This window comes from Streptomyces sp. NPDC001732 (assembly GCF_053596315.1).
On sequence record NZ_JBSFFY010000001.1, the window covers coordinates 37,048 to 62,390 of the forward strand.

Consider the following 25,343-nt stretch of genomic DNA (forward strand, 5'->3'; position numbering starts at 1 on the left):
CGGAAGCCGCCCGGGGCCGACCCGCCCCACCCGTCACGGGCGCGGCTGGTCGTCCGGCCAGATTCCGATGTGGTCCTGCTCCAGCTCCAGCAACACCCGGTGCTCCATGCCGAGCGCCTCCGTGTAGTCGGCGGGCAGTTGCAGCCGGCCCGCGCGGTCGAGCATCGCGTACTCCCGGGCCACCTGGGACTCCTGGCCCGTCGCCGCGTCGACCTCGGTGCGGCGCAGCACCTCCGACGAGGTGCGGCCGTCGCGGATCGCGACCGTACGGCGCACCTCGTCGGCCACCGTCTGGTCGTGGGTGACGATCACGATCGTGGTGCCGAGTTCCTCGTTGGCGCGGCGGAACGCGGCGAAGACCTGCTCGCCGGTGGCCGAGTCGAGCTCGCCGGTCGGTTCGTCGGCGAGCAGCACCGACGGGTTGTTGGCGAGCGCCACCGCGATGGCCACCCGCTGCTGCTGGCCGCCGGAGAGCTGCTGCGGGCGCCGGTCGCGGCAGTCCTCGATCTCCAGGACGCGCAGCAGCGACTCGGCGCGGGCGGTCCGCTCGGCGTTCCTGCCCCGGCCGCGCAGCTGCATCGGCAGGGTGACGTTCTGGACGGCGGTGAGGTACGGGAGCAGGTTGCGGGCGGTCTGCTGCCAGACGAAGCCGACGGCCTCCCGGCGGTAGCGGAGTCGTTCCTTCGGGCCCATCGACAGCAGATCGCGGCCCGCGACCGTCGCCGAACCGGCGGTCGGCACGTCCAGGCCCGCCAGGATGTTCATCAGGGTCGACTTGCCGCTGCCGGAAGCACCGACCAGGGCCATCAACTCGCCCTCGGTGACCAGGAGATCGAGGCCCTGGAGGGCCTGCACCTCCACCCCGTCCGCGGAGAAGATGCGGACCAGCCGGTCGCAGGCGATCAGCGCGTCGTGCCCGTAGGTGGGCCGGTCGCGGCGGGCCGTGGCCCGCCGTTCGAGCTCGGCGAGGGTGGTGCCGGTCGACGGCGACGACGTCATCGGGGGTCTCCTGCCCTGAGTTCGGTGATCGATCCGCGGCGGCCCGCCCACCACGCCTGGGCGGCGGCCGCCCCGACGGTGAGGACGACCACGCCGAGCGCCGGGAGCATCAGCGACCACGGGTCGGGCCGCAACCGGGCGGTGTCCGGCACGGTGGCGCCGGGACCGTTGAAGAGCGCCAGCCCCACGAGGTCGACGCCCGGGGCCAGCAGCGCGATCGTCGCCCAGCCGACCAGTACCCCGCCGAGGGCCGCGGGCAGGGCCTGCGGCAGCGATTCCAGCCCCAGCAGCCGCCTGCCCTGCCGGGAGGTGAGGCCCATGGTCCGCAGCCGGGCCAGCAGGGCGATGCGCTCCGGTGCGGTGCGCAGCAGCGACAGCAGGACGGCCAGCAGGGCGTAGCCCGCCCCGACCGCGACCGCCGCCGTGTAGATCCCGCGCGCCCCCCGCTGCATCGGGGTGTCGACGAACACCGCCCGTTCCTCGGCGCGCAGCCGTACGGAGATGCTCTTGCCCGCCGGCCGGGCGGCGTCCCGCAGTGCCTTCGGGTCCGGGTCCCCGGTCACCAGCAGGGTGGTGGTCAGCTTCCGGGTGAGCGCAGCGGAGTCGACGAGCAGGAACTCGTGGCCGGGGACGGCGGCGGTACGCGGCACGATCCCGGCCACCCGCACCCTGAGATCCCCGGCCGGGGTGGTCAGGTCGCGCGGCCCGCCGCCCAGCTCCGCGGCGACGGACGGCGACGCGATCACCGGCACGACCCCGCTCCCGGCCTCACCCCTGCCGGACCGCAGCCGGTCGGCCGGGAACGGGCCCAGGTCCGTCGCACGGGCCAGCCCGGCGTACGTGTCGGGGTCGACACCCAGCACGACCGTCTTCTTCATGCTGCCGGAGCCGTCCGCGGCGGGCGGCACCGGCACCTCGGTCACCACCTGCACCGCGGCCACCTGACGCACGCCGTCCGTCCCCCGGACCTCCCGGACCAGGCGGGCCGGGAGCGGCGCCGTGTCGAGCAGTCCGCTGATCCGGGCGTCCGCGCCGACCGCGAGCACCGCCGCCCGGTCCCGGGCGTCCGAGACGCCGGCGAGGACCGAACCGCCGAACGCCGCCGTGGTCAGCGCCAGTAGCAGCGCGAGCAGCGGCAGCGCACCGCCCGTCGAACTCCGCCCGGCCCGGGCCAGCGACAGGAAGCCGACCGCCCCGCGCCGCCGGGAGACGGCCCGCGACGCCAGCCGCAGCGGCCACGGCAGCAGCCGCACCAGGACCAGCGCCGCGATCAGCCCGACGAGCACCGGGGCCGCGCTGACCAGCAGATCGCCGCCGTCGCCGTCCGCCGTGCCGCGCCGCCGCAGCCCGACCACCGCACCCACCGCCAGCACCAGCACGGTGAGCTCGGCGACCGTACGCAGCCGGGACGGGCGGGCGTCCATCAGGTCGTCGCGGGTCTCGGGCAGCCGCGGCCGGCGATGCGGCAGCACTGCTCCGACCGGCACCGCGACGCAGATCAGCGCGGCGACGAGGGCCGGACCGACCACCGAGGGCCCCAGCCGGGCCGGTCCGAAGAACGGCAGCGCGGCCAGCAGCCCCAGCGCCGCCGCGGGCACCACGACCACCGCCGTCTCGGCGAGCAGCCGCCCGCCCATCCCGGCCAGCGAACCGCCGCGCGCCCGCAGCAGCGCCAGTTCCTCCCGGCGCCGCCCGCCGATCAGTCCGGCCGTCATCAGCAGCACCACGGCGGCGACGGCCCCGACGCCCACGACGGCCACCGTGACGACCGGATCGATCGCCGTGCGCAGCGTGTCGTACCCGGCGAGGATCCGGTCCAGCTCGGTGCGGAAGGCCGCGTTGTCACCGGCCATCGCCCGCAGCCGCACCAGCCCCGGGCCGCTCTCCAGCGAGGCGAGCGCCGAGCGCAGCTCCGGCACGTCGCCGGCGGTCAGCCCCGACGCATCCGGCGCGAACCGCCAGAACATCTCCGGCTCGCTGGTCGAGCCGAGCAGGGCGGGCCCGGCGTCCGGCGCCAGCAGCACGGCCGCGGTCCAGTAGTAGAGGGGCGGGCCCAGGGGAGGCGGGATCGTTTTGGGCGCGGGAACCAGGGCCGGGGTCCGCAACAGCGGATCGGCCGACCAGTAGGTGCTCCGGGGCTTCTCGGGAGCGATGAGGCCGGTGATCCGTACGGTCAGGTGCTCCCCGGCCCGGGTCGGTACGGAGAGCGTCGAGCCGGGCTTCGCCCCCAGCGCCTTCGCCGTCTCCTCGCTGATCACGCCCTCCACCTCGCCGGTGTCCTCGGTGACCGTGCCGCGCGTGGTGGGCCAGGCCCCGGAACGCAGTGCGGCGTGGCGGGGGAGGTCGGACAGGGTGGTGTAGCTCAGCTGCGGGTCGAGCCCGTCGGGCCGGGGCAGCCAGGTCTCCTGCGCGAGCAGCGGCTTGCTGGTGCCGAAGCCGTACGAGGACTCGTCGGCACCGGGCCGCACCTCGGCGGGCAGCGCGGCGCGGGTCTTCCCGTGGACGGCCCTCAGCGCCGCGTCGCGCACCGCCGCCTCGCGCTCGGCCGGGGGCATCTGGAGGCTGGGCTGCGGGCTGATCAGCTCCAGGACGCTGTGCCCGGGGTCGGTGACGGTGATGTCGTGGCGCAGCCCCTCGGTCCCCTGGTGCTCCACCGCGCGCGGGAAGAGGGCCGTGAGGAACGACGTGACCAGCACCAGCAGCGCCAGCGCCCAGGCGGTGCCGGGCGCGGTGCGCAGCCGGGTACGGACCCAGGGGGCGCAGGCGGCGGTGGTGCGGCCCCGGACGGAACGCGTGGTCATGTCAGTCGTCCCCCTGGGTACGCAGCGAGGTCGCGGGATCGCCGCGGCGCATGGCGAGCGCCACGACGACCATCAGCGGCAGTGCGGCGACACCTGCCAGCAGCGCCGCGGTCTGTCCGGCGGGCAGCCGCACCAGCACCCCGGGCACCGGGGCGGTGGCCTGTCCGGTCAGCACGACGAGCGGCACGACGACCCGGTTGAGCACGGTCCCGAGCACGGCCCCGACCAGCAGCGCGATGGCGATCAGCACCCCCTGCTCGGCGGCGATCATCCTGGTCAGCCTGCGGCGCGGGGCGCCCAGCGCCCGCAGGACGGCGAACTCGCCGGTCCGCTCCCGCTGCGCGCCGATCGCGTTCACCGCGAAACCGACCGCGGCCAGGGCGGCGGCGACCACCGCCACGGCGGGCAGCGCGGACTGCGGCCCGGCCCCCAGCGGGTCGCCGACCAGGTCCCGCGCGATCTCGTCGCGCACCAGGACCTGGGCCGGATCGGTGTCGGGCCGGGCCCGCAGCGCGGCGGCGACCTCGTCGACCCGGCCCGGGGCGGTGCTCAGCCACCACTCGTCGGCGGTGAACGAGGTGGCGGAGCGCCCGGCGAGGACCTGGCTCACGGCCCTGAGGTCCAGCAGCACCGCCCCGCCGTCCCGGTCCGGGACCCGGCCGGAGTCGTCCGGGCCGGAGCCGGGGCCCGTGGTCGGCAGCCGCCGCACCACGTCCGCGATCCGCACCCGGACCTTCTCCCCGGCCAGGGTGATGTCGACGTGCTGGCCCTTCTTCGCCCCGGTGGCCTTCAGGTACGCGTCGGTGACGACGGCGTTCGGCACGGGCGCCGCCGGGCGGGGTGCGGTGGCCCGTACGGAGTAGGCGGGCGCGCCCCACGAGTCGTAGGCCGCCGTGAGGTCGTAGCCGAAGGCCAGCGGGGTGCGCGCGGAGGCCGTCGCCTCCACCAGCTCCTCGTCCGTCTCCTCCCCGGTGAAGGCGAAGCCCAGCGCGGCGTTCCAGCGGAAGCCGTCGGGGACCGGGACCGGCCGCTCGGTGCCGTCGGCCGTCACGGTCCGCAGCGCGTCGATCCCCACCCGGTACGAACGGCTCGTGTCGGTCGGCTGGTTGCCGCCCAGTTCGAAGCCGGCCACGGTGAAGTCGCCCGCGGCCGCCACCGCGAAGGCGACCGGATGCGGCTTCCCGTCCACGGGCACGGCCCCGGCCGACACCCGGTGGGGCAGGCCGTAACGGTCCTCCAGCAGCACGGACAGCAGCGGCGCTTCCTTCTTCGCCGACGGGCCGCCGCGCGCCCCGTCCGCCGTGATCCGCACGTCGAACCGGACCTGCTTGCTGTTCTTCGGCAGCGGCAGCCCCACCCGGCCGGGCCGCGGCGCGTCGAGCGGGTCGAACAGCCGCTCCTGGGACCGGTCGCCGAGGTCGTCGCGGATCAGCATGTGCTCGTCGGCGTGCGCGGTGTCCAGGACGAGGACCTCGGCGGTGCGCTCACCGGAGAGCTCCGCGGTCGTACGGAACGCGGGCGCCGCCGACCGCACCCCCGGCAGCCCGGCGTACGGGACCGCCTTCGCCGGATCGTCGACGGCACCGGTCGTCACGCGCAGCGAGGCGCCCGCCCTGAAGTCCGCCTGGTCGCCCTGCGAACGGTCCCAGGAGGCACGCTGCCCGATCGCCAGCATGCCCATCGCCGAGGCGAGGACCAGCAGCAGCACGGGCCCGGCGTTCCGGAGCGGGCGACGGCTGAACTGCCAGCCGGCCAGGGCCACGAGCAGCCCCCGGCCGCCCGCCGCCCGGCGCTCGGCGAGCCGGGCCACGGGCGGCAGCAGCCGCAGCGTCAGCACGGTGCCCGCGAGCAGCAGCAGCGCGGGGGCGACGACCAGCAGCGGATCGATGCCGAGGTCCCCCTGCCGGTCCCCGCTCAGCGCACCGCCGCCGGAATCCGTGGTCCGGCCGCTCAGCTGCCAGTACGCCACCGCCGCGATCACCAGCAGACCGAGGTCGGCGCCCGCCCGCAGCGGCGCGGGCAGCGCGGCGGCACGGCCGCCGCGGCGCTCCTGGGCACCGGCCGTCAGCACGGGCGCCACGACGGCCACCGCGCAGGTGAGCGCGGTGACCCCGGCGACCAGCCAGACGGCGCCGGTGATGCCGGTGTCCAGCCGTAGCCCGATCCGGGACAGTGCCCCCCGGTCCGCGAGCAGCCGGGTCAGTGGCCCGGCGAGCAGCGGGGCGACGACCACGGCGGGCAGCGCCAGCAGCAGCGCCTCGATCGCGGCGAGTGCCGTGATCCGCCCGCGCGAGGCACCCCGGGCCCGCAGCAGCCGGGTTTCCTCGGCACGCTCGCTGCTCAGCAGCCGGGCCACCAGCAGCAGCGCGTAACCGGCGAGCAGCACCAGCTGCACGGCGACGATCATCAGCGTGGAGCGGGAGACCAGCAGGGCCCGGTCGATCTGCTCCAGCACCCGGGGGAGCGCGGTGCGCGCGGTGGCGCCGCTCTTGAACTCCGGGGCGGCCAGGAGCTTCTTCGGGGCCGCCGTCGCGGCGTCGTGCAGCGCGTCCGTCCGGTCCGTGGTGACGGTGCGGAAGTCGGCGGTGGCCAGCCAGGCCAGCCGGCCCGGACTGGTTCGCCCGGAACCGAGGACGGCGGGGTCGGTGAGCAGCGGGCCGTACGTCGTGAAGGAGACCCGGCGGACGCCGCGCCCGCCGAGCTCGTCCAGCTGCCAGTACGGGTCGGTCCGGTCGACGGCCTCGTAGGTGCCCGTGACCAGGATGCGCAGCGGCTCGTCGGTCAGCCGGTCGGCGAGGGTGACGTGCGCGCCGGGCTTCAGTTTCAGCGCCTCGGCGGCGGCGCGTGGCAGGGCGACCTGGACGGGCCCGCCGGACTTCCCGCCGCCGGGCGCGGGCGGGCGGCCCGCGACGACCCGGATCCGGCTGCGGTCGAGCGAGGCGAAGTGGGTGAGGTCGGGCTCGTCGCCCCGGCCGCCGACGGCCCGCGGCAGCGCGTACGCCCCCGACGCCTCCAGCGTCCGGACGGTCACGGGAAGCCCGGGAAAGGCGTCGCGGGCCGTGCGCCGGGCCATCGCGTCGGCCGCCTCCCGCCGGTCGGGCGCCACCTGCGCGGACATCACCAGGGAGGCGGCGGTCGCCGACCGATGGGCGAGCGCGTGCCGGAGCGAGGCGTCACCGACGGAGCCGGAGAAGGCGGTGAGTGCGGCCAGGACCGAGGTGGTCAGCAGCACGGCGAGAACAGCCGCGGTGAGCAGAAGCCGGTGGGCCCTCACCCGGAGAAAGACGAACCCCGTCATACGCGCCCCCCTGGGCCCTCATTCCACCCACGCCCCCCGGCGTTCTACGGATGCTTTCAAGTCGGGCATGCTCTTGGAAACCGCTTGCTTCCGTACTTGATGGGATTGTGATCGTTAATCGGCGAAGGACGACCGAAAAGCGCACCTGACGCCCGTGTCGGGGCGGGACGAGAGAGGCGGGGGCGGGGGCGGGGGAGTGCTCAGCCGTCGGTGTTCACCATCGAGGCGGCGGCATAGGTCAGGTAGTCCCACAACTGCCGGTCGTGCTCCGGCGCCAGCCCGAGTTCGTCGAGCGCCACCCGCATGTGGCCCAGCCAGGCGTCGTGCGCCGCCCGGTCCACCCGGAAGGGGACGTGCCGCATCCGCAGCCGGGGGTGGCCGCGCCGCTCGCTGTAGGTGCGGGGCCCGCCCCAGTACTGCATCAGGAACAGCGCGAACCGGTCCTCGGCCGGGCCCAGGTCCTCCTCCGGATACATCGGCCGGAGCAGCGGGTCCTCGGCCACCCCCCGGTAGAAGAGGTGCACCAGACGGCGGAAGGTCGCCGCGCCGCCGACCTGCTCGTAGAAGGTCTGCTCCTGAAGCGTGTCGCGCGAGATCTCTGTCACCCGTCCATCGTCGCAGACGCCCCGGCCGAGTACCGGGGTCCTAGGACCCCGGCCCCCCGCCCGCCCCGGATCGCCGGCGCCGGCTTCGATTCCCGGCCCGCGCCCCCGAATTCCCGACCCCCGTCCCCGATTCCTGGCCCCCGGCCCCCCGGCGCAGGAAGGTGGAGGTATGGACGTGCGCCCCGACCCGTTCGCCGCGGCCGCCGCCGAGGAGCGGCGGGCGATGGTGCGCGGAATCGTGGCCGGCGGGGCGCTGAGGGACCCGGCCTGGCGGGCCGCGTTCGAGCAGGTGCCCCGGCACCTGTTCGTACCGCACTACTTCGTGGGCGGCGGCCTGGACCGCCTGTGGTGCGAGGACCCCGACCCGGAGCGGCGGGCCCGCTGGCTGCGCGGGGCGTACGAGGACGGACCGCTGGCCACCCGCATCCGGGACGGCGAACTGATCTCGTCGAGCAGCCAGCCGTCACTGATGGCCCGGATGCTCGAAGAACTGGACGTGCGCGAGGGCCAGCGGGTCCTGGAGGTCGGCGCGGGCAGCGGCTACAACGCGGCCCTGCTCGCCCACCGGCTCGGCGACGACGCCGTGACCACCGTCGACCTCGACCCGGAGATCACCGAGTCGGCCCGCCGGCACCTGGCGGCGGCCGGACACCACCCGGCGGTGATCACCGGGGACGGCGCCCGGGGCTGCCCCTGGCGCGGCCCGTACGACCGGATCATCGCGACCTGCACCCTGCCGTACGTACCGTGGGCCTGGCTGGAGCAGTGCGTGCCGGGCGCACGGATACTGGCGCCGCTCGCCACCGGGCTGATCGCGCTGCGGGTCCGGGAGACGGCGCACGGCCGAAGCGCCGAGGGCCGGTTCCTCCACACGGCCGCCTACTTCGTACCGCTGCGCGGCGCACCACCCGCCCCGGGCCGACACCCGCGCACCGGCTCGGTGCCGAGGCGCGCCGGCGGGAACGACCGCTTCCGGTTCCTGCTGGCGCTGACCGGGGACACCCTCGACCCGCGCGAGGCCCTCTCCCTGTGGGAACGCGAGAAGCGCCCCGGGCGGGAGAGGTTCGGCATCACGGTCGCCCACGGGCGGCAGTGGGCCTGGCTGGACGACCCCGAGGGGCCGTACGCCTGGCCACTGCCCACCGTGTGACGGAAGGGCGAGGGGTCAGTCCCGGCGGATCGTGATCGTCGTCCACGCCCCGATGTGCACCCGGTCGCCGTCCTTGAGCGGGACGGGGACATAGGGCTGGATCGGGTCCTCGGCGCCGTTGAGCGTGGTGCCGTTGGTGGAGTTCTGGTCGACCACGGCCCAGCCGCCGTCGGGCTGCTGCACCAGCACCGCGTGCTGGTGCGAGACGCCCGGGTCCTCCGGCGGCACGGACAGGTCGATGTCCGGGGACTCGCCGGTGCTGTGCCGACGACGGCCGATGGTGACCTGGTTGCCGGACAGCGGAAGCTGCTGCTCCGGGGAGTAGGCGGGCAGGTTCAGCCCGGTCGCCTCGGGACCACTGCGCTGCATCATCGCCAGGAAGTACTCACGGTCCGGGGCGACGGTCGCGGTCCAGCTCGCGGGCGGCCGGTTCTGGTCGGCACCCGGGAACGGCGGCTGCTCCTGCTGCGGCGCGGGCGGCTGCTGCGGGCCCTGGGGCCGGGACGGCGGCGACAGCATCCAGTCGTCGTCGCTCTTCTCCGGTGCCGTCGGCGGGGCGGACGCCTGCGGGGCCGACGCACCGGGCTGATCGAACCCGGGCGGTGCCGACTGCTGCTGGAACGACGGCGGGGACTGCTGCTGGAAGGACGGCGGGGGCGGCGGGCCCTGCTGGAACGGCTGCGGCGGACCCGACTGCGGCCCCGACGGCGGAGCAGGCGGACCGGGCGGACCCGACTGCGGACCGGACTGAGGACCGGGCGGACCCGACTGCGGACCCGGTGCCGGAGCGCCGGGGTGGCTGCCCGGCCCGGACAGCGGCTCGGCGGGACGGTTCATCTGCGAGGGCCGCGAGTCCGGGAACGGGTCGTGCGGCTGCGGCGGCGCGGGCGGCCGAGCCTGGAAGCCGGGCGGCTGCTGCGCCTGGAAACCGGGCGGCAGATTGAGTCCGGGCGGCGGGCCGGTGACGCCCTGCGGGGCCAGCGGCGTGTACGACGTCGCGGTGTTCGTGAGGAAGTTCCAGCGGCACTCCTCGCAGAACGGCGCCATCGCCTCACGGGGGGTGCGGCACTGCGGGCAGAGCTCCGCCTGCTGGGTCGCGCCGGAACCGGCGGGGGGCGGGAAGCCGTAACCGGGAGCGGGCGGCGGAGGCGGCGGCGGGGGAACCGCGCCCGCGGGCGCACCCGCGCCGGTCATGCGGTGGCCGCAGACCTCGCACCAGTCGTCGGAACCCGACTGGTGTCCGTTCGGGCAGGTCGGCATGTCGGCACTTCCCCCTCTCCCTGGCCGGCCCCGCAGGCCGGCGTATTCCTTGCTCGTCGCCGCCCGGTGGATCGCTCCGGCCGGGCCGCTCGGTCGTATCGCTGTGCGGTTGTTCCGCGGCTACTTCTTGACGCGGACGGTCTTGGTCGAGCGCGTTTCGAGGGTCATCTCGTCGGCGTCCGCGACCTTTGCCTTCAGTCGCACAGTACCGGTCGCGGCGTCCACCACGTCCACCACCTTCGAAAGCAGTTTCGCAGTGTCCTCGTTCCCGGAGGCCGACGCCAGCTGCACCGCACGGCCCAGTTTCGCGGTCGCCCCGTCGAAGTCCCCCGACTTGCGGGCGTCGAGTCCCTGCTGGATCACCTGGGCCAGTTCCGCCTGGCCCGTGTAGTGCGCGACCTGCGGATTGATCGAGGTGGACGCCGCCATGTCCTCGGTCCACACCGCCCGGACCAGGCCCTGGGAGAGCGTCTTCGGCGCCCCGCCCGACGGGTCGGGGAGGACCAGCGACACCCGGGACGCCAGCATCTCCTGCCCGATCCCGGCCTGCGGCACCCGCACGCACACGTGGTAGTCGCGGGACTCGTCGCCCCAGGAACCCGTGGGGTAGTCCCCGGCCCGGGGACCCACCTCGGTGCGCCGGCCGGTCAGGTCGACGACCGTCGGCGCGACCTGCTTCACGAACTGGATCTCGACCCCGACGGGCGTCCAGAGGCGCAGCGCGACGTCCGCGACCTCCTTGCCCATCGCGTTCTCCATCATCTGCGTGAAGTCTGCGGCCAGCCCCGCCGGGTCGGCGACGATGTCGGCCGTGCCGAGCAGCGCGGAGGCGATGGATGTGACTTCCTTCACCTCCCAGTCGGTGCCGACCCCGCGGGCGTCACAGGTGAAGCGGCCCGTGCAGGAGTCGAGCGTGGCCCGCAGGTCCTGCGGCGACTCGTGCTCGTTGCGGCCGTCGGTGAGCAGGATGCCGTGCCGGATGGACACGTCGGCCGCACCGAGCAGCCGGTCGGCCAGCCGCAGCCAGGTGCCGATCGCCGTGCCGCCCCCGGCGCTGAGCGCGCGCAGCGCCCCCTTCGCCTGCGCCCGGGTCCGCGCGTCGGCGACGGCGAGCCCGCCGTTGCCCGGGTAGACCTCCTTGGCGACGTGCGTCCCGCCGATCACGGCGAACGAGGTGCCGTCGCGCAGGGTGTCGATGGCCGCGGCCGTCGCGTCGCGGGCGTTGCGCATCTTCGTCGGCGGGTAGTCCATCGAACCCGAGCAGTCGACCATGATCACCACGGCGGCGCCCGAGGACTGCCCCGGAACGTGCGCGGCCGGCCCGGCGTCACCGGACAGCGGGACGCCACCGGTGGTGCCGCCCCCGGTCGAGGCCACCGTGACGATCGCGTTGACCTCGCGACCGCCTTCCGGCAGATATTCGTTCTGGTACACCTCGACGGAGAACTGCGGCACGTTCGACTTGGAGAAGTTGGCCATCTGATCGGCTCCTCGGGACTCCGGGCGTCGGATGAGGACAGCGGGGAGAGGGAAAACGGGCGAAGACATCGGTGGGGGAGTGCACGGGCAGAACCGGAATCGAGCGTTACGGAACAGGGCTCATGCGGTGTCGCAGGCCGATCCTGCCCCTTGCGCCGCCACGGCGAACGGCAGCAGAGCCACTGTTACGTTGTCGTGGCCCCCGCCGTCGAGGGCGTGACCGACCAGCACCCGGGCGCCGTGCAGCGGACGCCGGCTCGCGTCGGCCGGCACCGCGGCGGCCATCTCGTCGGCCGACTCCGCGTAGTTCCACAGACCGTCCGTGCACACCACCACGAGACCGGACCGGTCGGGCTTGAACGCCGCGGTGTGCGGCTCCAGTTCGTACGCGTCGGCGCCGAGCCACCCCGTGATGGCGTGGGCGCGCTCGTCCGCGTACGCCTCGGCCTCGTTCATCAGACCGGCCGCCACCATCTGCGCGGCCCAGGAGTCGTCCTCGGTCAGCCGGGCGGGCCGGTGGGAGCGGTCGTCCGGCACCCAGTAGGCGCGGCTGTCGCCGACCCAGCCGACGACCAGCAGCTCGCCCACCACGACCGCGCCGACCAGGGTGCACGCCGGGGCGTTCTGCTGGCGGTGCTGCTCCTGCTCCCGGGCCCGGCCGGGCTCCCGCGCCAGGGAGTCGACCGCCTCGGCGGCCCTGACGATCGCCTCGTGCATCGCCTGCTGCGGGTGGACGCCGCGCGGCAGCGACTCCAGGAGCGCCTCGTTGGCGGCGCTCGCGGCGGCGGCCGACGCCTCGTCGGGGCGGCTGGCCGACGAGACGCCGTCGCAGACGATCGCGACGACGGCCGGCGAACCGTCGGGCAGGGCGGTGGTCGAGACCGCGAACGAGTCCTCGTTGCGGTGGTGGCGAAGACCCCGGTCGCTGACGGCGGCCACCGAACCGAGCTCCTGCTCCATGTGGTCGCGCTCGCGGGGCTGGGCGTGACCGCAGTTCTCGCAGTACCCGTCGGCGTCGACACCACCGGTCCGGCAGGCCACGCACAGCCGGCCGTCGGCCGTCGGCGCGGGCGCCGGATCCGCGACGACGGTACGGGGATCGGGCGTGCCGGCGGGCGGCGCGGCCGGAGCCACGGGGGCGGGTGCGGGGGCGGCCAGTTCGAAGTCGCCCGAATCGGCCGGGCTCCCGGCGGAACGGGCCTTCGGAGCGTCCGCGGCGGCGGCCGTGCCGTTCTCCGCCGTGCCGTGCTCCGGCACCGGTACGGTCAGGGCGACCGTCGGGTGGTCCGCCGGGGCGGCGGGCGCGGCCGACAGGTCGTATCCGCACGCACCGCAGAACAGATCTCCCGGCTCCACCGGCTCGGCGCAGCCGGAACACGGTGACAGGGCCGTCTCCTGGGACTTCTGGGGCTGGGGCTTCTGCGACATTTTCACACCCACGTCCGGGGGCGGAAACGGTTGGCCCGCTCCACCAGTTCGATCCTCTCGTCGCCGGGCTCCGCGAGCCGGGCGAGCATCCGGTACGAACGTTCCAGCCCGAACCGCAGGCCGCGCTCGTCCAGTTCACTGCCGAGCAGCGTTCCCGGGCCGGGCTGCCGGGCGGCCGCGGGGCCGCCGGAGAGCACCCAGTCCAGCGCCGTGCCCAGAACCTCGACCGACAACTGCTCCCGGCGCACCGCGTCCAGACCGAATTCGGCCAGCCCCGACACCTGGGCCGACGCGGCCGTCAGGTCGGCGAGCAGCGGCTCGTCCGGGGCCCGGCCGCGCAACCGGGCGCGCACCGCGGCGACCCGGGCGGCCGTGTAGTGGATCGACGCCTCGGGCACGGACTCCAGCGCCTCGACGGCCCCGGCCCGGTCCCCGGCGGCGAGCCGCACCCGCGCCAGGCCGAACGCGGCGCTCACGAAGCCCGGGTCGGTCGTCCACACCAGCCGGTAGTACTCGGCGGCGTTGTCCAGCTGGCCCAGGACCTCCGCGCAGACGCCCAGCGCCAGCTTGGGCGCCGGCTCACCGGGGAACGCGTCGTACACCGCGTCGAAGGAGAGCGCCGCGTTCTCGTGGTCACCGGTCACCAGCGAGGTGACGCCGCGGTACCAGACGACCCGCCAGTCGTCCGGGTGCCGGTTCTCCAGCTCCGTCAGCATCCGCCCCGCGGAGTCGAGTTCGTGCAGCTCTAGGCGGGCGCGCAGCTCGCGCAGCCGGGTCTCCAGCGAGGCCGCGGGCACGGACCGCAGCGCGCCGATCAGCTCGGTGGGGGCGATGGTCATCAGACCGGCGAGGAAGCCCGCGTTGGGGTCGCTCGCGTCGACCCGGGGCACGGGCAGCGCCAGCGAGGCGGCCGGCACGTCGAGCGGGGCCGGCCGGGGGCCGTCCGGGGTCTGCGCCGCCACCGCGCCGGGGCCGGTGGCCGCCGGGACCCGGGGGGACGGAATCACGGCCGGCGTGCCGGGCCCGGCCGGGGGCACGGCGGGCGGTACCGGCGTCGGGTTCCCGGCCGCCGCCCGGCCCCGCCGCCCGGAGCGCGCCGGGGCGACGGGCCGGACGCCCAGCCGCGACACGTCCTCCACCGGCTCGGGGAACAACCGCGTGTCCGTGACCCGCACTTCCGTGCCGAACAACGTCGACAGCGCCGGGCGCGGGCGCCCCGTCTGCAGCGACACCACCTCGCGCAGCACGCCCGTCAGTTGCTCCGCCATCTCCGCCGCCGAGGCGAACCGCCGCGCCGGGTCCGGGTCGGTGGCCCGCACCAGCAGCCGGTAGAACGACTCGTAGGCCCGGAACACCTCGATGTTCTCCGGGTCCGGCAACGAGTCCACGAAGACGCTGGTGTAGCCCTGGAAGTCGAAGGTGAGCACCGCGAGCGTCCGGGCGACCGTGTACAGGTCGGAGGCGACCGACGGGCCCACCTCCGCGACCTCCGGCGCCTGGTACCCCACCGTGCCGTAGATGGCCGACTCGTCGTCGTCCATCCTGCGCACCGCGCCCATGTCGATCAGCTTCAGCTGGTCCTCGGTCTGGATCGCGTTGTCGACCTTGAAGTCGCAGTACAGCAGGTTGCGGCTGTGCAGGTGGCCGAGCGCCTCCAGCGCCTCGATGCCGTACGCGCACGCCTGCTCGACCGGCAGCGGGTCGCGCTTCCCGGCGGGGGTGCGGCGCTCGTTCGCGATGTCCTTGAGCGCCTTGCCGCCGACGTACTCCATCACGATGTAGCCGTCGAGCGAGCCGGTGCGCTGGTCGAGGTGCTCGACGAAGTTGTAGATCCGGACGATGTTGGAGTGCTCGATCTCGGCGAGGAAGCGGCGCTCGGAGATCGCGGCCTCCATGGCGTCCTGGTCACCGGTGTCGAGCAGGCCCTTGAGCACCACCCAGCGGTCGGAGACCGCGCGGTCGACCGCGAGATAGACCCAGCCCAGCCCGCCGTGCGCCAGACAGCCCGCGACCTCGTACTGGCCGTGCACGACGTCGCCCTCGTGGAGCTTGGGCACGAAGGAGTACGGGTGGCCGCACTTGGTGCAGAACCCCTCCGTACGGCCCACCCGGTCGCCGCGGGACCGGCCCACCGGCGCCCCGCAGTCGGAGCGCGAGCAGAACCGCTTCCGTTCCGGCACCTCCGGGTTCTTCATCACCGCGGAGCGCGGATCGGGGCGGGGCACGCCCGGCACCTCGACCAGGCCCACGCCCAGCCGGCCCCGGCCGGACGCGTTCGACGACGCACCGGAGGCGCGCACCGACACCGACGGGGACGTGGGGGAGGAGCCGGACGGCGAAAGCGAGAGCCGTCCCGACACCGAACGCCGCGAGGACGCCGAACGGGACGAGCGGGACGAACGCGAGGACGCCCGGGACGAGGACCGCGAACCGCTCCCGCTGCCCCGGCCGTTCGCACCGCCGCCCGTGATTCCGGTGGCCGGCGAACTCACCAGCCCGTCGGGCGAGACGACCGGAGCCAGACCGCAGGTGTCGCAGTACAGCTCACCGCCGCCCATGTCCTCGTAACTGCCCTCGCACGCGGGGCGCTGGCACTCCGTACTCATGATCCGTCCCCCTGCTCGCCCCGCAGCCGCCGCGACGGCTGCTGCGTCCTGTGCACACCCGTGTTCATCGCCGGTCCTCCGGTCCCGCCGCCCGGCCCTGGGCCAGCAGCTCGGCCGCCGCCTCCTGGTAGCGCAGCACCGCCTGCCCGGCGACCCGCAGATCGCACGGCGCACTCCACAGCATCCGGCGCGCCGCGTCGTACCGCTCGATCAGCAACGGGTCCTCGGCCAGGCCGTGCCGGGCGACCTTCGCCTTGTACGCGTCGAGCCTGCCGCGCAGCTCCGCCCGTACGGCCAGCGGGGCCGTGACCGCGGTCAGCGACTCCCGGGCCCGCAGCAACTCCTCCTCGGCCTCGCGCTCCAGCGTCTCCAGGAGCGGCGAGAGCCGGTGCCACTGGGCATGCCTGCGGTACTCCGAGGCGGCGACCAGCCGCTCCTGGAGCGCGGTCGCCGGGCCGCTGACCGCGGGCACCTCGGTGGCGGCGATCTTCGCCAGCACCTCGCCGCGCGCCGTACGGGCCTCGGCCAGGGTGCGGTCCGCGCGGGAGAGGACGTCGCGCAACTGGACCAGACGCTGCTCGGCGTCCTGCCGGACCGCGAGCACCGCCTCGATCTCGCGGCGCACGTCGTCCAGGGCGCGGGCCGCCCGGTCGTAGCGCGCCGTGTCGGGACGGCCGCCGCCGGGCGCCGAACTGCCCGGCCCCGACAGCCAGAACGCGAGCGGGTCGGAGACCACCTGCGCCCGGAGCGTGGCCAGCTCCTGGGTGATCGCCGCCAGCTCGTCGCCCGCCGGATGCTCCCCGGGCCGCACCCCCACGGAGTGCGCCAGCGAACGGGTGCGGTGCAGCTCGGCGGCGAGCAGGTCTATGCGGGCGGGCAGCGCGGACCACACCGAGTCGGAGGCGACGACCATGTCCAGCGAACGGGCGTACAGGTCGTTCATCCGGGCGACCAGCTCCTCCAGCGTGAACCGCTCGGAGAGTCTGGCCGGGCCGGCGACCGACGGATCGGGGCGGGCCGCCGCGTGCGCCACGGTGACGCTCCGGCCGCACAGCAGATCGGTGAGGGCCACCAGGTCGTCCCGGTTGGGATGGCGACGGCGGGCCCGCACCGCGCGCGCCTCGGCGAGCGCTCCCGCGTAGGCGTCGAAGTACCCCCACAGCAGGGTGATCGCCTGCTCGGTGGAGGCCCAGCGCTCCTTGGTGACACCGCTCAGGTCGGCGCCCTCCAGGAGCCGGCGGCCCGCATGGTCCTGCAGGGCGAGGAGCGAGGTCTCGATCGCCTCGTGCTCCGCGCCGAGCCGGGCCAGCGCACGGTCCGCCTCGTCCCGGTCCAGGACCGGGCCGGGGGGCCGGGCCGCGTAGTCGGGGAAGGGGCCCGCGACGCCCATCGATCACCTCTCCGCTCCCCCTGCCGGGACGGCCCCGGCAGGATCAGTGCCACCGCCTCGCCGACCGGGTCCGCGCCGTCGCGCGCGATCCGGCCGGCCCGGCACCGGTGTCCTTCTCAGTAACGTCTGCCCCGCAGTGCCGCCCGGCACCGGGCAGTGCCGTCAGCCGGTGCCGGCCGACGGCTTCACGGGCTGTGTCTTCCCGGGCAGCGTTTTCTCCAGCCACCTCTCGTACGACTTCGTCCAGCCGCCCTTGCGGTAGTCGGCCAGCACCTGGTTGACGCGGGCCACCAGGTCGGTCGCGCCTTCCTTGGCCGCCACGCCGTAGTACTCCTCGGTGAACGGTGCGCCCTTGAACTCGATCGCCGGATCCTGGGCGACCTGCGCGGCCGCGAGCGCGTCGTCCGTGACCAGGGCGTCGACCTCGCCGAGCTGCAGCCGCACCAGGCAGTCCAGCTGATTGGGGACGTGGATCGGGTCCTTCACCGCCGGCTTCTTCCGCAGCTCCGCCTGGGCGCTGGAGCCGTCGGCGGTGCACACCCGCTTGCCGGCCAGGGAATCGGGCCCGTCGATCGGCGACTTCTTCGGTGCGACGACCTGCTGTCCGGCCCGGAAGTAGGGAGTGGAGAAGGAGACCTTCTTCTCGCAATTGATCGACATCGTACGGACCACGAGGTCGATGTCGTCGTTCTGCAGCATCGTTTCCCGGTCCGCGGTGGAAATGACCCGGAAGACCACCCTCTCCTTCTCGGGCACGTCGGGCAGGACGTTCTCGGCGACGGCCTTCACCAGATCGATGTCGAAGCCCACGATCTCGTTGCTCCCCGGATCGCGGAATCCCCAGAAGAGGCTGTTCTGGTCGACGCCCACGACCAGGTGGCGGCGCGCCCGGATCTCCCCGACCTTGTCGCCGGTCGCATTGGCCGCAGGGACGCTCGCCCACGGGTTCGTCGTGCAGCCGGTGGCCCGTGTCTGCGTCGCGCGCGCCGTTCCCGGGGCACCGGCGGAGCCGTCGGCGACCGCGTCGGAGCCCGTACGGAAGAGCGGCAGCAGCGTGAACGAGGCCGTCACCGCGCAGGCCACGGCCATGCCCGTCACACCGCCCCAGCCGCGCAGCCTGCCACCGGCGCCCCCCACGGTGCGCTTCCTGGTCATCGCTCCCCCTCTCACCGGTACTCCGAGACCCTGCGGTTGATACCGGCGATCGCGGCGCCCGCCCCCAGCACGGTGAGCAGGACCGTCCCGATCGGCAGCGGCGACAGCGCCCCCCGCCCGCTCCTCGCGGCCTTCCGGAACTGTTTCTCCTCGTGGCTGCGCGCCTCCTTCAGCCCGTCACCCACCTGCTTGTACGACAACTTCTTCGACTCGGCGATCAGACCCAGTGCGGCCGAGTACTTGCCTTCTTCCTCGTTGCGGCGAGCGGATTCGTGATTCTTCCGCCACTCGGTGGTGGCCTTTCTCGCCTTGTTCACCGGGTTCTTCCCTCCGGTGTCCTCGGCGAGTTCCAGGGCCTTCTCCAACTGCCGGCCGAGTGTTTCCATGTCGGTGCCGAAGCCGGTCTCGTACTTGTCCTTCTTCTCCGGGGTGAGCACCGAACCCCGGGCGACCAGGCCGAGGTTCTCATTGGCGCGCGCCTTCAGGGAGCTGATCCGCGCGGTGTTGAGCACGTCGAGGGACTGCTGCCCGTGCACGTCCGCGCTCCGCAGCTCGGACCTGGCCACCGTGTGTCCCACCGCCAGCCACAGCAGCACGACGGTGGAGGCAGCGGTCGCGACGAGCAGCCCGCGGTTGAAGACCCGGTTCGTCCTGCGGTAGTTGCGCCGCTGCGCCCAGCACAGCGCGCCCACCGCCACGACGCCCAGCCCGGTCGAGAGGAACGGCCAGGTCCGTGCGTCGTCGCGGTCCCGGCCGAGCCGCTCGGTCTCCGCCGTGTACAGGTGCTCGGCGGCCGGCAGCAGCTCCTCGGTCATCTTCTGGTTCGCGTAACGGAGATAGGCGCCGCCCAGCGGGATTCCCCGGCGGTTGTTGTCGCGGGCCCGCTCGACCAGCCGCATGTACTGGGGGAGTCCTGCGTAGAGCTTGGCGATCTGGTCCTTGGACTCCTGCGACGCGCTCGCGTCGCTCGTCGCCTTCTGCAACTGGTCGTACGTTTCGCCGATGGCCGCGTCGTAATCCTCGCGGTCCCCGGCGGGTTCCACCATTCCGGCCAGGAAGCCGTTGGTCACCGCGGCGTCGGCGGCGGCCAGCGACTGGAAGATGTCGGCCGCGTGACTGCTCAGCGGCTGGCTGTGTTCCACCACGTCGTTGGCGGCCCCCGCCCGGTCCTGGACCTCCAGCGCCGTCACGGCCCCGAACGCGAGGACGAGCAGGGCCAGTACGGCCCCGATGATCCGGAGCCTGCCCGGCTCGGTCGTGGCGGCGGCCCGCACCCGGTCGGTCGTCGCGGACCGGAGCGTGCGCGGGGGCGGAGCGGCGGCGGTCGCGGGCACGGGCGGCTGCGTCAGTGCCCCCTCCGGCACCGTGCGCACGGTCGGCGGGTGTGTCACCTGGCCTCCCCCTCGCTCCTCGACGTGGCCCGGCCCCGCCCGGTCGGAGGCCGTCGCTGGCCAGAAGTATGGCCGCAGGGACCGCGTCCGCACCAGGAACACCCGGATCCCGCACCGGTCCACGGATGCGGTCACAGCATTCGATCAAGGCGTGCGCCGCCGATCAAGCCCGATCGGCGGTCCGCTCCGTGGAACGGGCCGTTCTCCCCACCCATGAACACGTGCGGGACGACTGAACGGTTCCCGTGCGCAAGGGGCGTTCCGCGACGCCGTGCGCCGCGGAACGCCCCCTGGAGAGCCCGTCGTTGCGGATTCAGGAGTACTGCGCGCGCAGCCTCCCGTGCACCTCGGCGCTCGCCCCCGTGCGGTCCAGGCCCAGCAGCGCGGCCCCCAGTACCGGGGGCTCCGTCACCACCCGGATGTGTGCCCTCGGAGCGCGCACCGCGAGGCGTTCGGCGATCCCCCCGTCCAGCCGCGGGTGACGGGCCGCCAGCACACTGCCGCCCAGCACCACCGGCGCCTCCTCGTCCAGCAGGCCGAGTCGGCCCAGCGCGACCGAGGCCATCGCGACGACCTCGTCCGCCATCCGGTCCACCAGCGCGACCGCCGCCGGGTCGCCGTCCGCCGCGGTCGCGAAGAGCACCGGCGCCAGCTCGTGCCGCCGCTCGGGCTCGATCCGGCCCAGGTGCAGGGCCTCGATCAGCGCGTACATCGAGTCCAGCCCGAAGTGGCCGGGCAGCGTACGGGCCAGCTCGGTCGGCCCGCCGCGGCCGTCCTCGGCCCGTGCGGCGACCCACATCGCCTCCTCGGCCAGCCCACCGCCACCGCCCCAGTCGCCGGAGATCCGGCCGATCGCGGGAAAGCGCGCGGTCCGGCCGTCCGGCACCATGCCGACGCAGTTGATCCCCGCGCCGCAGACGACGGCCACCCCCCGCGGCTCGTCCACCCCGGCGCGCAGGATCGCGAAGGTGTCGTTGTACACCTCGACCGAGGCGGCCCAGCCGCGGGCGCGCAGCGCCGCCGCCAACTGCTCCTCCTCCACCGGGAGGTCGGCGTTGGCGAGGCAGGCCGACACGTGCGCCACGGCACCGGCCGGCACGCCGGCCCGCTCCAGCGCCCGGTCGACGATCGCGCCGAGCTCGCCCACCGCCACGTCGATCCCCACGAGCGGCGGCTGGAAACCGCCGCCGCGGGCCGTGGACAGAATTGTTCCGTCGGCGGCGACCAGGGCCACGTCGGTCTTGCTGTTCCCCGCGTCGATCGCGAGGACCGAAGCGTTCACGCCCACGCCAGGTGCTCCCGGTTGTGCGCGATCAGCTTGTCGGTGAGCGCCTCGGCGTGGGCGAACTGACCGATCAGCGGGTGCGCGAGCAGTGCCTTGAACACCCGGTCCCGGCCGCCGCGCAAGGCCGCCTCCAGGGCCAGGTCCTCGTACGCCGTCACATCGGCGATCAGCCCGGCGTACAGCGGGTCCAGCTCCGGCACGGCGAGCGGGACGGCGCCCGTCCCGTCGACCCGGGCCTGCACCTCGATCACCGCGTCGTCCGGCAGGAACGGCAGCGTCCCCCGGTTGTACGTGTTGACCACCTGCACCGCACAGCCGCCCGAGCCCAGCAGCGAGGACGCCAGGTCCACGGCGGCCTCCGAGTAGAAGGCGCCGCCGCGCTTGGCGAGCAGCGCGGGCTTCTCGTCCAGCGCCGGATCGCCGTACATGGCCAGGAGTTCCTTCTCCATCGCGGCGACCTCGGCCGCCCGGGACGGCTTGGTGCCGAGCTCCTTGACGACCTCGTCGTGCGCGTAGAAGTAACGCAGGTAGTACGAGGGGACGACGCCGAGCCGGTCGACGAGCGCCCGGGGCATGCGCAGGTCGTCCGCGATCGTGTCGCCGTGCTCGGCGAGCAGCCGCGGCAGGACGTTCTCGCCGTCCGGGCCGCCGAGGCGCACCCCGAGCTCCCACGTCAGATGGTTGAGCCCGACGTGGTCGAGGTGCACCTCGGCGGGGGTGACGTCGAGGAGCCGGGCGAACTTCCGCTGGAAGCCGATCGCCACGTTGCACAGGCCGACGGCCTTGTGGCCGGCCTGGAGCAGCGCCCGGGTGACGATGCCGACCGGGTTGGTGAAGTCGATGATCCAGGCGTTCGGGTTGGTGCGGCGGACCCGCTCGGCGATGTCCAGGACGACCGGGACGGTGCGCATCGCCTTGGCGAGGCCGCCGGCGCCGGTGGTCTCCTGGCCGATGCAGCCGCACTCCAGCGGCCAGGTCTCGTCCTGGTTGCGGGCGGCCTGGCCGCCGACGCGCAGCTGGAGCAGGACCGCGTCGGCATCGGCGACGCCCGCGTCGAGGTCCGAGGTCGTGACGATCCGTCCCGGGTGGCCCTGCTTGGCGAAGATCCGCCGGGCGAGGCCGCCCACGAGTTCCAGCCGGTCGGTCGCCGGGTCGACGAGCACCAGCTCCTCGATCGGGAGCGTGTCCCGCAGCCGGGCGAAACCGTCGATCAGTTCAGGTGTGTAGGTGGACCCGCCACCAACTACTGCGAGCTTCATGGTCAGCCCTTTACTCCGGTCAGTGTGACGCCCTCGACAAACGCCTTCTGGGCGAAGAAGAAGACGAGGATCACGGGGGCCATGACCAGTACGGTCGCGGCCATGGTCAGGTTCCAGTCGGTGTGGTGCGCGCTCTTGAAGGACTCCAGCCCGTAACTGAGCGTCCAGGCGGCCGGATTCTCCGAGGCGTAGATCTGCGGCCCGAAGTAGTCGTTCCAGGCGTAGAAGAACTGGAAGAGCGCGACGGCGGCGATGCCCGGCCTGGCCATCGGCACGACGACCTTGAGCAGGGTGCGCAGTTCGCCGCAGCCGTCGACCTTCGCGGCGTCCAGGTACTCGTCCGGGATGGTCAGCAGGAACTGCCGCAGCAGGAAGATGGAGAACGCGTCGCCGAACGCCATCGGGACGATCAGCGGCCAGAGCGTGCCGGACAGGTCCAGCTGCTTCGCCCAGAACAGGTACATCGGGATGACGACGACCTGCGGCGGCAGCATCATCATCGAGATGACGAGCATCAGCGACAGGTGCCGGCCGCGGAAGCGGAACTTGGCGAGCGCGTACGCCACCGGCAGCGAGGAGACGACCGTGAGGACGGTGCCGAGCCCCGCGTACAGCAGGGTGTTGCGCCACCAGAGCAGGAAGCCGTCGGTCTCGAAGACCTTCCGGTAGTTGCCCCACTCGAAGGGGTGCGGCCACAGGTCGCGGGTCAGCGCCTGCTGGTCGCTCATCAGCGAGGTGAGCAGCAGGAAGACGAACGGCAGCACGAAGAAGAGCGCGGCCGCGACGCCGAGCGCGTGCACGGCGATCCAGTTCAGCAGCGCCTTGCGGCGCGCGATGCGTTCGGAGGGGCCGGCCGGCCGGGGCGCCGGTCCGGTCGTCCGCACGGGGTCGAGAACCTGCGTCACGTCACCCACCTGCCTGGATCAGCCCGCTGCGGCGCCGCATCAGCAGTGCGGTGAACGCCATGGCGAGAACGAACAGGACGAGCGCGACCACGCAGGCGGAGCCGTAGTCGAAGCGCTGGAAGCCGAGGTTGTAGATCACCTGCGGAAGCGTCAGTGTCGACTTGTCGGGATAGCCCGGTTCGAACTGCTGTCCGGAGCCGCCCATCACCCCGGAGGCGACCTTCCCGGCCACGAACGGCTGGGTGTAGTACTGCATCGTCTGGATGATCCCGGTGACCACCGCGAACATGATGATCGGCGAGATGTTCGGCAGCGTGATGAAGCGGAAGCGCTGGAACGAGGACGCCCCGTCCAGCTCCGCCGCCTCGTACTGCTCCTTCGGCACGTCGAGCAGCGCGGCCATGAAGATCACCATCAGATCGCCCACCCCCCACACCGCGAGCGCGGTCAGGGCCGGCTTGGACCAGGTGGCATCGGTGAACCAGCCCGGCGCGGGCAGCCCCAGCTCGCCGAGGACCGAGTTGACCGGCCCGGTGCCGGGGTTGAGCAGGAAGACGAAACCGAGGGTCGCCGCCACGGGCGGGGCCAGGTAGGGCAGGTAGAACAGGGTGCGGAAGACCCCGGTGCCCGTCTTGATCTTCGTGATCAGCAGCCCGATGCCGAGGCCGAACACCACCCGGCAGCTGACCATGACCACGACCAGCCAGAGCGTGTTGCGCAGCGCCGGCCAGAACAGCGGGTAGTCGTTGAAGACGAAGGACCAGTTCTTCAGCCCGCTGAACTCGGGGGGCGTGAAACCGTCGTAGCCGGTGAAGGAGAAGTAGACCGTGGAGATCAGCGGGTAGGCGAAGAAGACGCAGAACCCGATCAGCCAAGGCGACATGAAGGCCGCGGTCCGCAGCGCCGCGCGGCGGCGCCTGGTGGCGAGCGTCGAGTGACGGCGCTCCGGACGGAGCGTGTGCGTGCTCATCGCGGTACTACTTCGCCTGCTCGATCGCCGCGTCGATCTCCGCGGCGGTCTTCTTCAGGCCCGCCGCGATGTCCTTCTGTCGGCCCTTCTCGATGTCGAACCCGAGGTTCTGCAGGGACACCAGGTACGCGCCGCCGTTCACCGAGGGCGGGGTGGTGGTGCTGTCCGGGTTTGCGGCGATGTCCAGGAAGGTCTTGAAGCGCGGGTCGTACTTCAGCTTCGGCGACTTCAGCGCCGCCAGGGTGGAGGGCACGTTGTGGATGGCGTTGGCGAAGTCCACCACCGCGTCGGTGTCGGTGGTCATGAACTTCACCAGCTCCCAGGCCGCGTTCTGCTTCTGCGAGGTGGCGGCGATGCCGGCGATGGTGCCGGTCAGATAGCCCCTGCCGTAGGAGTCGGCCCGGTCGTCGGGGACGGGCATCGGAGCGACGCCGATCTCGAACTTCGGCTTGGCCTCCACGGCCATCCCGAGCCGCCACTCGCCGTCCAGCTGCATGGCCACCTGGCCGGTGTGGAAGGGGTGCTTGGCGCCCCACTCGTCGCCGAACGAGGTGCGGAACTTCTCCAGCTTCTCGTACCCGCCCAGGTCGTCGACCAGCTTCTTCTGGGTGCTCAGCATGTCGGCGAACGCCGGGTCCTTCGCGATGTTCGACTTGCCGTCCGCGTCGAAGTACTTCGGGTCCCAGCTGCCCAGGTAGTGCTCGGTCGTCGTCTCGTAGCCGTGGTAGTTCGGCATGAAGCCGAGCTGCTCGTACGAGTCGCCCCTGGTCTTCGTCAGCTTCTTGGCGACCTCGGCCAGCTGGGACCAGGTCCGCGGCGGCTCGGCGATGTGGGCCGCCTCGAACGCGTCCTTGTTGTAGTAGAGGCCGTAGGCGTCGCCGAGCAGCGGCACGGTGCACCGCACGCCGTCGAACTGCGTGTACTCGTTCATCGCCTTCGGGAAGGTCTTCTCCGGGTCGATGCCGTCCTTCTTCAGGAACGGATTCAGGTCGACGAACGCCTTCGACGAACAGAACTTGCCGACGTTGTTCGTGGTGAACGAGGAGACGACGTCCGGGGCATTCGAACCGCCCGCCCGCAGCGCCTGGTTGATCTTGTCGTCGGTCATGTTGCCGACGACCTTCACATGGATGTTGGGGTGCTTCTCCTGGAAGGCGTCGACCGTCGCCTGGATCGCCTTGGCCTCGCCCGGGTTGATCCAGCCGTGCCAGAAGGTGATGGTCGTCTCCTTGGACGGATCATCGCTGGCACCGGAGTTGCTCTGGCCGGTACAGGCCGAGGCGAACAGAGAGATGGCGGCGGTCGCGGCGAGTGCGACGGCCGACTTCCGGCGGTTTCCGGACATGGGGGCGTCTCCCGATG

At 73.5% G+C, this 25,343-nt stretch carries 17 protein-coding genes; 1 reads left to right on the forward strand and 16 read right to left on the reverse strand.

What is annotated here, in order from left to right; all coding sequences use genetic code 11:
- Positions 1–33: 33 nt before the first annotated feature.
- The 4 genes from ACWCXX_RS00155 to ACWCXX_RS00170 form a co-directional block, all read right to left on the reverse strand.
- The gene (locus ACWCXX_RS00155; RefSeq protein WP_451122599.1) at positions 34–999 is read right to left on the reverse strand and encodes an ABC transporter ATP-binding protein; all 966 of its coding nucleotides are present in this window, start codon (positions 997–999) and stop codon (positions 34–36) included.
- Complete coding sequence (locus tag ACWCXX_RS00160) at positions 996–3,800, reverse strand: FtsX-like permease family protein (protein WP_451122601.1); 2,805 nt, start codon at positions 3,798–3,800, stop codon at positions 996–998. The genes ACWCXX_RS00155 and ACWCXX_RS00160 overlap by 4 nt, the downstream gene beginning before the upstream one ends.
- A 1-nt stretch (position 3,801) precedes the next feature.
- A complete protein-coding gene (locus ACWCXX_RS00165) occupies positions 3,802–7,098 on the reverse strand; it encodes an FtsX-like permease family protein (protein WP_451122603.1) in 3,297 nt (1,098 codons plus the stop codon).
- Positions 7,099–7,298: 200 nt separating this feature from the next.
- Positions 7,299–7,703, reverse strand: coding sequence for a globin (locus ACWCXX_RS00170; RefSeq protein ID WP_451122605.1), 405 nt, complete (start codon positions 7,701–7,703; stop codon positions 7,299–7,301).
- A 169-nt stretch (positions 7,704–7,872) separates the two neighbouring features.
- Here ACWCXX_RS00170 and ACWCXX_RS00175 point away from each other — a divergent pair, with 169 nt between their 5' ends.
- On the forward strand, positions 7,873–8,853 hold the full coding sequence (locus tag ACWCXX_RS00175; RefSeq protein ID WP_451122607.1) for a methyltransferase domain-containing protein: 981 nt from the start codon (positions 7,873–7,875) through the stop codon (positions 8,851–8,853).
- A 15-nt stretch (positions 8,854–8,868) separates the two neighbouring features.
- Here ACWCXX_RS00175 and ACWCXX_RS00180 read toward each other — a convergent pair whose 3' ends face one another.
- From ACWCXX_RS00180 to ACWCXX_RS00235, 12 genes are all read right to left on the reverse strand, one after another.
- Positions 8,869–10,113 (reverse strand): FHA domain-containing protein, encoded by a 1,245-nt coding sequence (locus ACWCXX_RS00180; protein WP_451122609.1) that lies wholly within the window; start codon positions 10,111–10,113, stop codon positions 8,869–8,871.
- A 120-nt stretch (positions 10,114–10,233) separates the two neighbouring features.
- On the reverse strand, positions 10,234–11,592 hold the full coding sequence (locus ACWCXX_RS00185) for a vWA domain-containing protein (RefSeq protein ID WP_451122611.1): 1,359 nt from the start codon (positions 11,590–11,592) through the stop codon (positions 10,234–10,236).
- A gap of 120 nt (positions 11,593–11,712) precedes the next feature.
- On the reverse strand, positions 11,713–13,020 hold the full coding sequence (locus ACWCXX_RS00190; RefSeq protein ID WP_451122613.1) for a PP2C family protein-serine/threonine phosphatase: 1,308 nt from the start codon (positions 13,018–13,020) through the stop codon (positions 11,713–11,715).
- A gap of 2 nt (positions 13,021–13,022) precedes the next feature.
- Positions 13,023–15,626: a tetratricopeptide repeat protein gene (locus tag ACWCXX_RS00195; RefSeq protein WP_451122615.1), complete on the reverse strand. Its 2,604-nt coding sequence runs from the start codon at positions 15,624–15,626 to the stop codon at positions 13,023–13,025.
- Between the two features lie 64 nt (positions 15,627–15,690).
- Positions 15,691–17,016 carry a hypothetical protein gene (locus ACWCXX_RS00200; protein WP_451122617.1) on the reverse strand — a complete coding sequence of 442 codons (1,326 nt, stop codon included), beginning with the start codon at positions 17,014–17,016 and terminating at the stop codon, positions 15,691–15,693.
- Between the two features lie 162 nt (positions 17,017–17,178).
- Positions 17,179–18,171 (reverse strand): glutamate ABC transporter substrate-binding protein, encoded by a 993-nt coding sequence (locus tag ACWCXX_RS00205; RefSeq protein ID WP_451122619.1) that lies wholly within the window; start codon positions 18,169–18,171, stop codon positions 17,179–17,181.
- A gap of 11 nt (positions 18,172–18,182) precedes the next feature.
- Complete coding sequence (locus tag ACWCXX_RS00210) at positions 18,183–19,562, reverse strand: hypothetical protein (protein ID WP_451122621.1); 1,380 nt, start codon at positions 19,560–19,562, stop codon at positions 18,183–18,185.
- A 313-nt stretch (positions 19,563–19,875) separates the two neighbouring features.
- Entirely contained in the window at positions 19,876–20,850 is a 975-nt protein-coding gene (locus tag ACWCXX_RS00215) for an N-acetylglucosamine kinase (protein ID WP_451122623.1), read from the reverse strand.
- Positions 20,841–22,106, reverse strand: coding sequence for a 6-phospho-beta-glucosidase (locus ACWCXX_RS00220; RefSeq protein WP_451122625.1), 1,266 nt, complete (start codon positions 22,104–22,106; stop codon positions 20,841–20,843). Before ACWCXX_RS00220 ends, ACWCXX_RS00215 begins: the two co-directional genes overlap by 10 nt.
- A gap of 2 nt (positions 22,107–22,108) precedes the next feature.
- Positions 22,109–23,011 carry a carbohydrate ABC transporter permease gene (locus ACWCXX_RS00225; RefSeq protein WP_451122627.1) on the reverse strand — a complete coding sequence of 301 codons (903 nt, stop codon included), beginning with the start codon at positions 23,009–23,011 and terminating at the stop codon, positions 22,109–22,111.
- Between the two features lies 1 nt (position 23,012).
- Positions 23,013–23,981 carry a carbohydrate ABC transporter permease gene (locus tag ACWCXX_RS00230; RefSeq protein ID WP_451122628.1) on the reverse strand — a complete coding sequence of 323 codons (969 nt, stop codon included), beginning with the start codon at positions 23,979–23,981 and terminating at the stop codon, positions 23,013–23,015.
- Between the two features lie 7 nt (positions 23,982–23,988).
- On the reverse strand, positions 23,989–25,326 hold the full coding sequence (locus ACWCXX_RS00235; RefSeq protein ID WP_451122630.1) for an ABC transporter substrate-binding protein: 1,338 nt from the start codon (positions 25,324–25,326) through the stop codon (positions 23,989–23,991).
- Positions 25,327–25,343: the final 17 nt, after the last annotated feature.

What these genes read in the sequence shown, in the direction of transcription:
- ACWCXX_RS00230 (WP_451122628.1), bottom strand. Translation starts at nt 23,981, where the DNA reads ATGAGCACGCACACGCTCCGTCCGGAGCGCCGTCACTCGACGCTCGCC.
- ACWCXX_RS00190 (WP_451122613.1), bottom strand. Translation starts at nt 13,020, where the DNA reads ATGTCGCAGAAGCCCCAGCCCCAGAAGTCCCAGGAGACGGCCCTGTCA.
- ACWCXX_RS00235 (WP_451122630.1), bottom strand. Translation starts at nt 25,326, where the DNA reads ATGTCCGGAAACCGCCGGAAGTCGGCCGTCGCACTCGCCGCGACCGCC.
- ACWCXX_RS00165 (WP_451122603.1), bottom strand. Translation starts at nt 7,098, where the DNA reads ATGACGGGGTTCGTCTTTCTCCGGGTGAGGGCCCACCGGCTTCTGCTC.
- ACWCXX_RS00185 (WP_451122611.1), bottom strand. Translation starts at nt 11,592, where the DNA reads ATGGCCAACTTCTCCAAGTCGAACGTGCCGCAGTTCTCCGTCGAGGTG.
- ACWCXX_RS00205 (WP_451122619.1), bottom strand. Translation starts at nt 18,171, where the DNA reads ATGACCAGGAAGCGCACCGTGGGGGGCGCCGGTGGCAGGCTGCGCGGC.
- ACWCXX_RS00160 (WP_451122601.1), bottom strand. Translation starts at nt 3,800, where the DNA reads ATGACCACGCGTTCCGTCCGGGGCCGCACCACCGCCGCCTGCGCCCCC.
- ACWCXX_RS00175 (WP_451122607.1), top strand. Translation starts at nt 7,873, where the DNA reads ATGGACGTGCGCCCCGACCCGTTCGCCGCGGCCGCCGCCGAGGAGCGG.
- ACWCXX_RS00155 (WP_451122599.1), bottom strand. Translation starts at nt 999, where the DNA reads ATGACGTCGTCGCCGTCGACCGGCACCACCCTCGCCGAGCTCGAACGG.
- ACWCXX_RS00180 (WP_451122609.1), bottom strand. Translation starts at nt 10,113, where the DNA reads ATGCCGACCTGCCCGAACGGACACCAGTCGGGTTCCGACGACTGGTGC.
- ACWCXX_RS00200 (WP_451122617.1), bottom strand. Translation starts at nt 17,016, where the DNA reads ATGGGCGTCGCGGGCCCCTTCCCCGACTACGCGGCCCGGCCCCCCGGC.
- ACWCXX_RS00195 (WP_451122615.1), bottom strand. Translation starts at nt 15,626, where the DNA reads ATGAGTACGGAGTGCCAGCGCCCCGCGTGCGAGGGCAGTTACGAGGAC.
- ACWCXX_RS00220 (WP_451122625.1), bottom strand. Translation starts at nt 22,106, where the DNA reads ATGAAGCTCGCAGTAGTTGGTGGCGGGTCCACCTACACACCTGAACTG.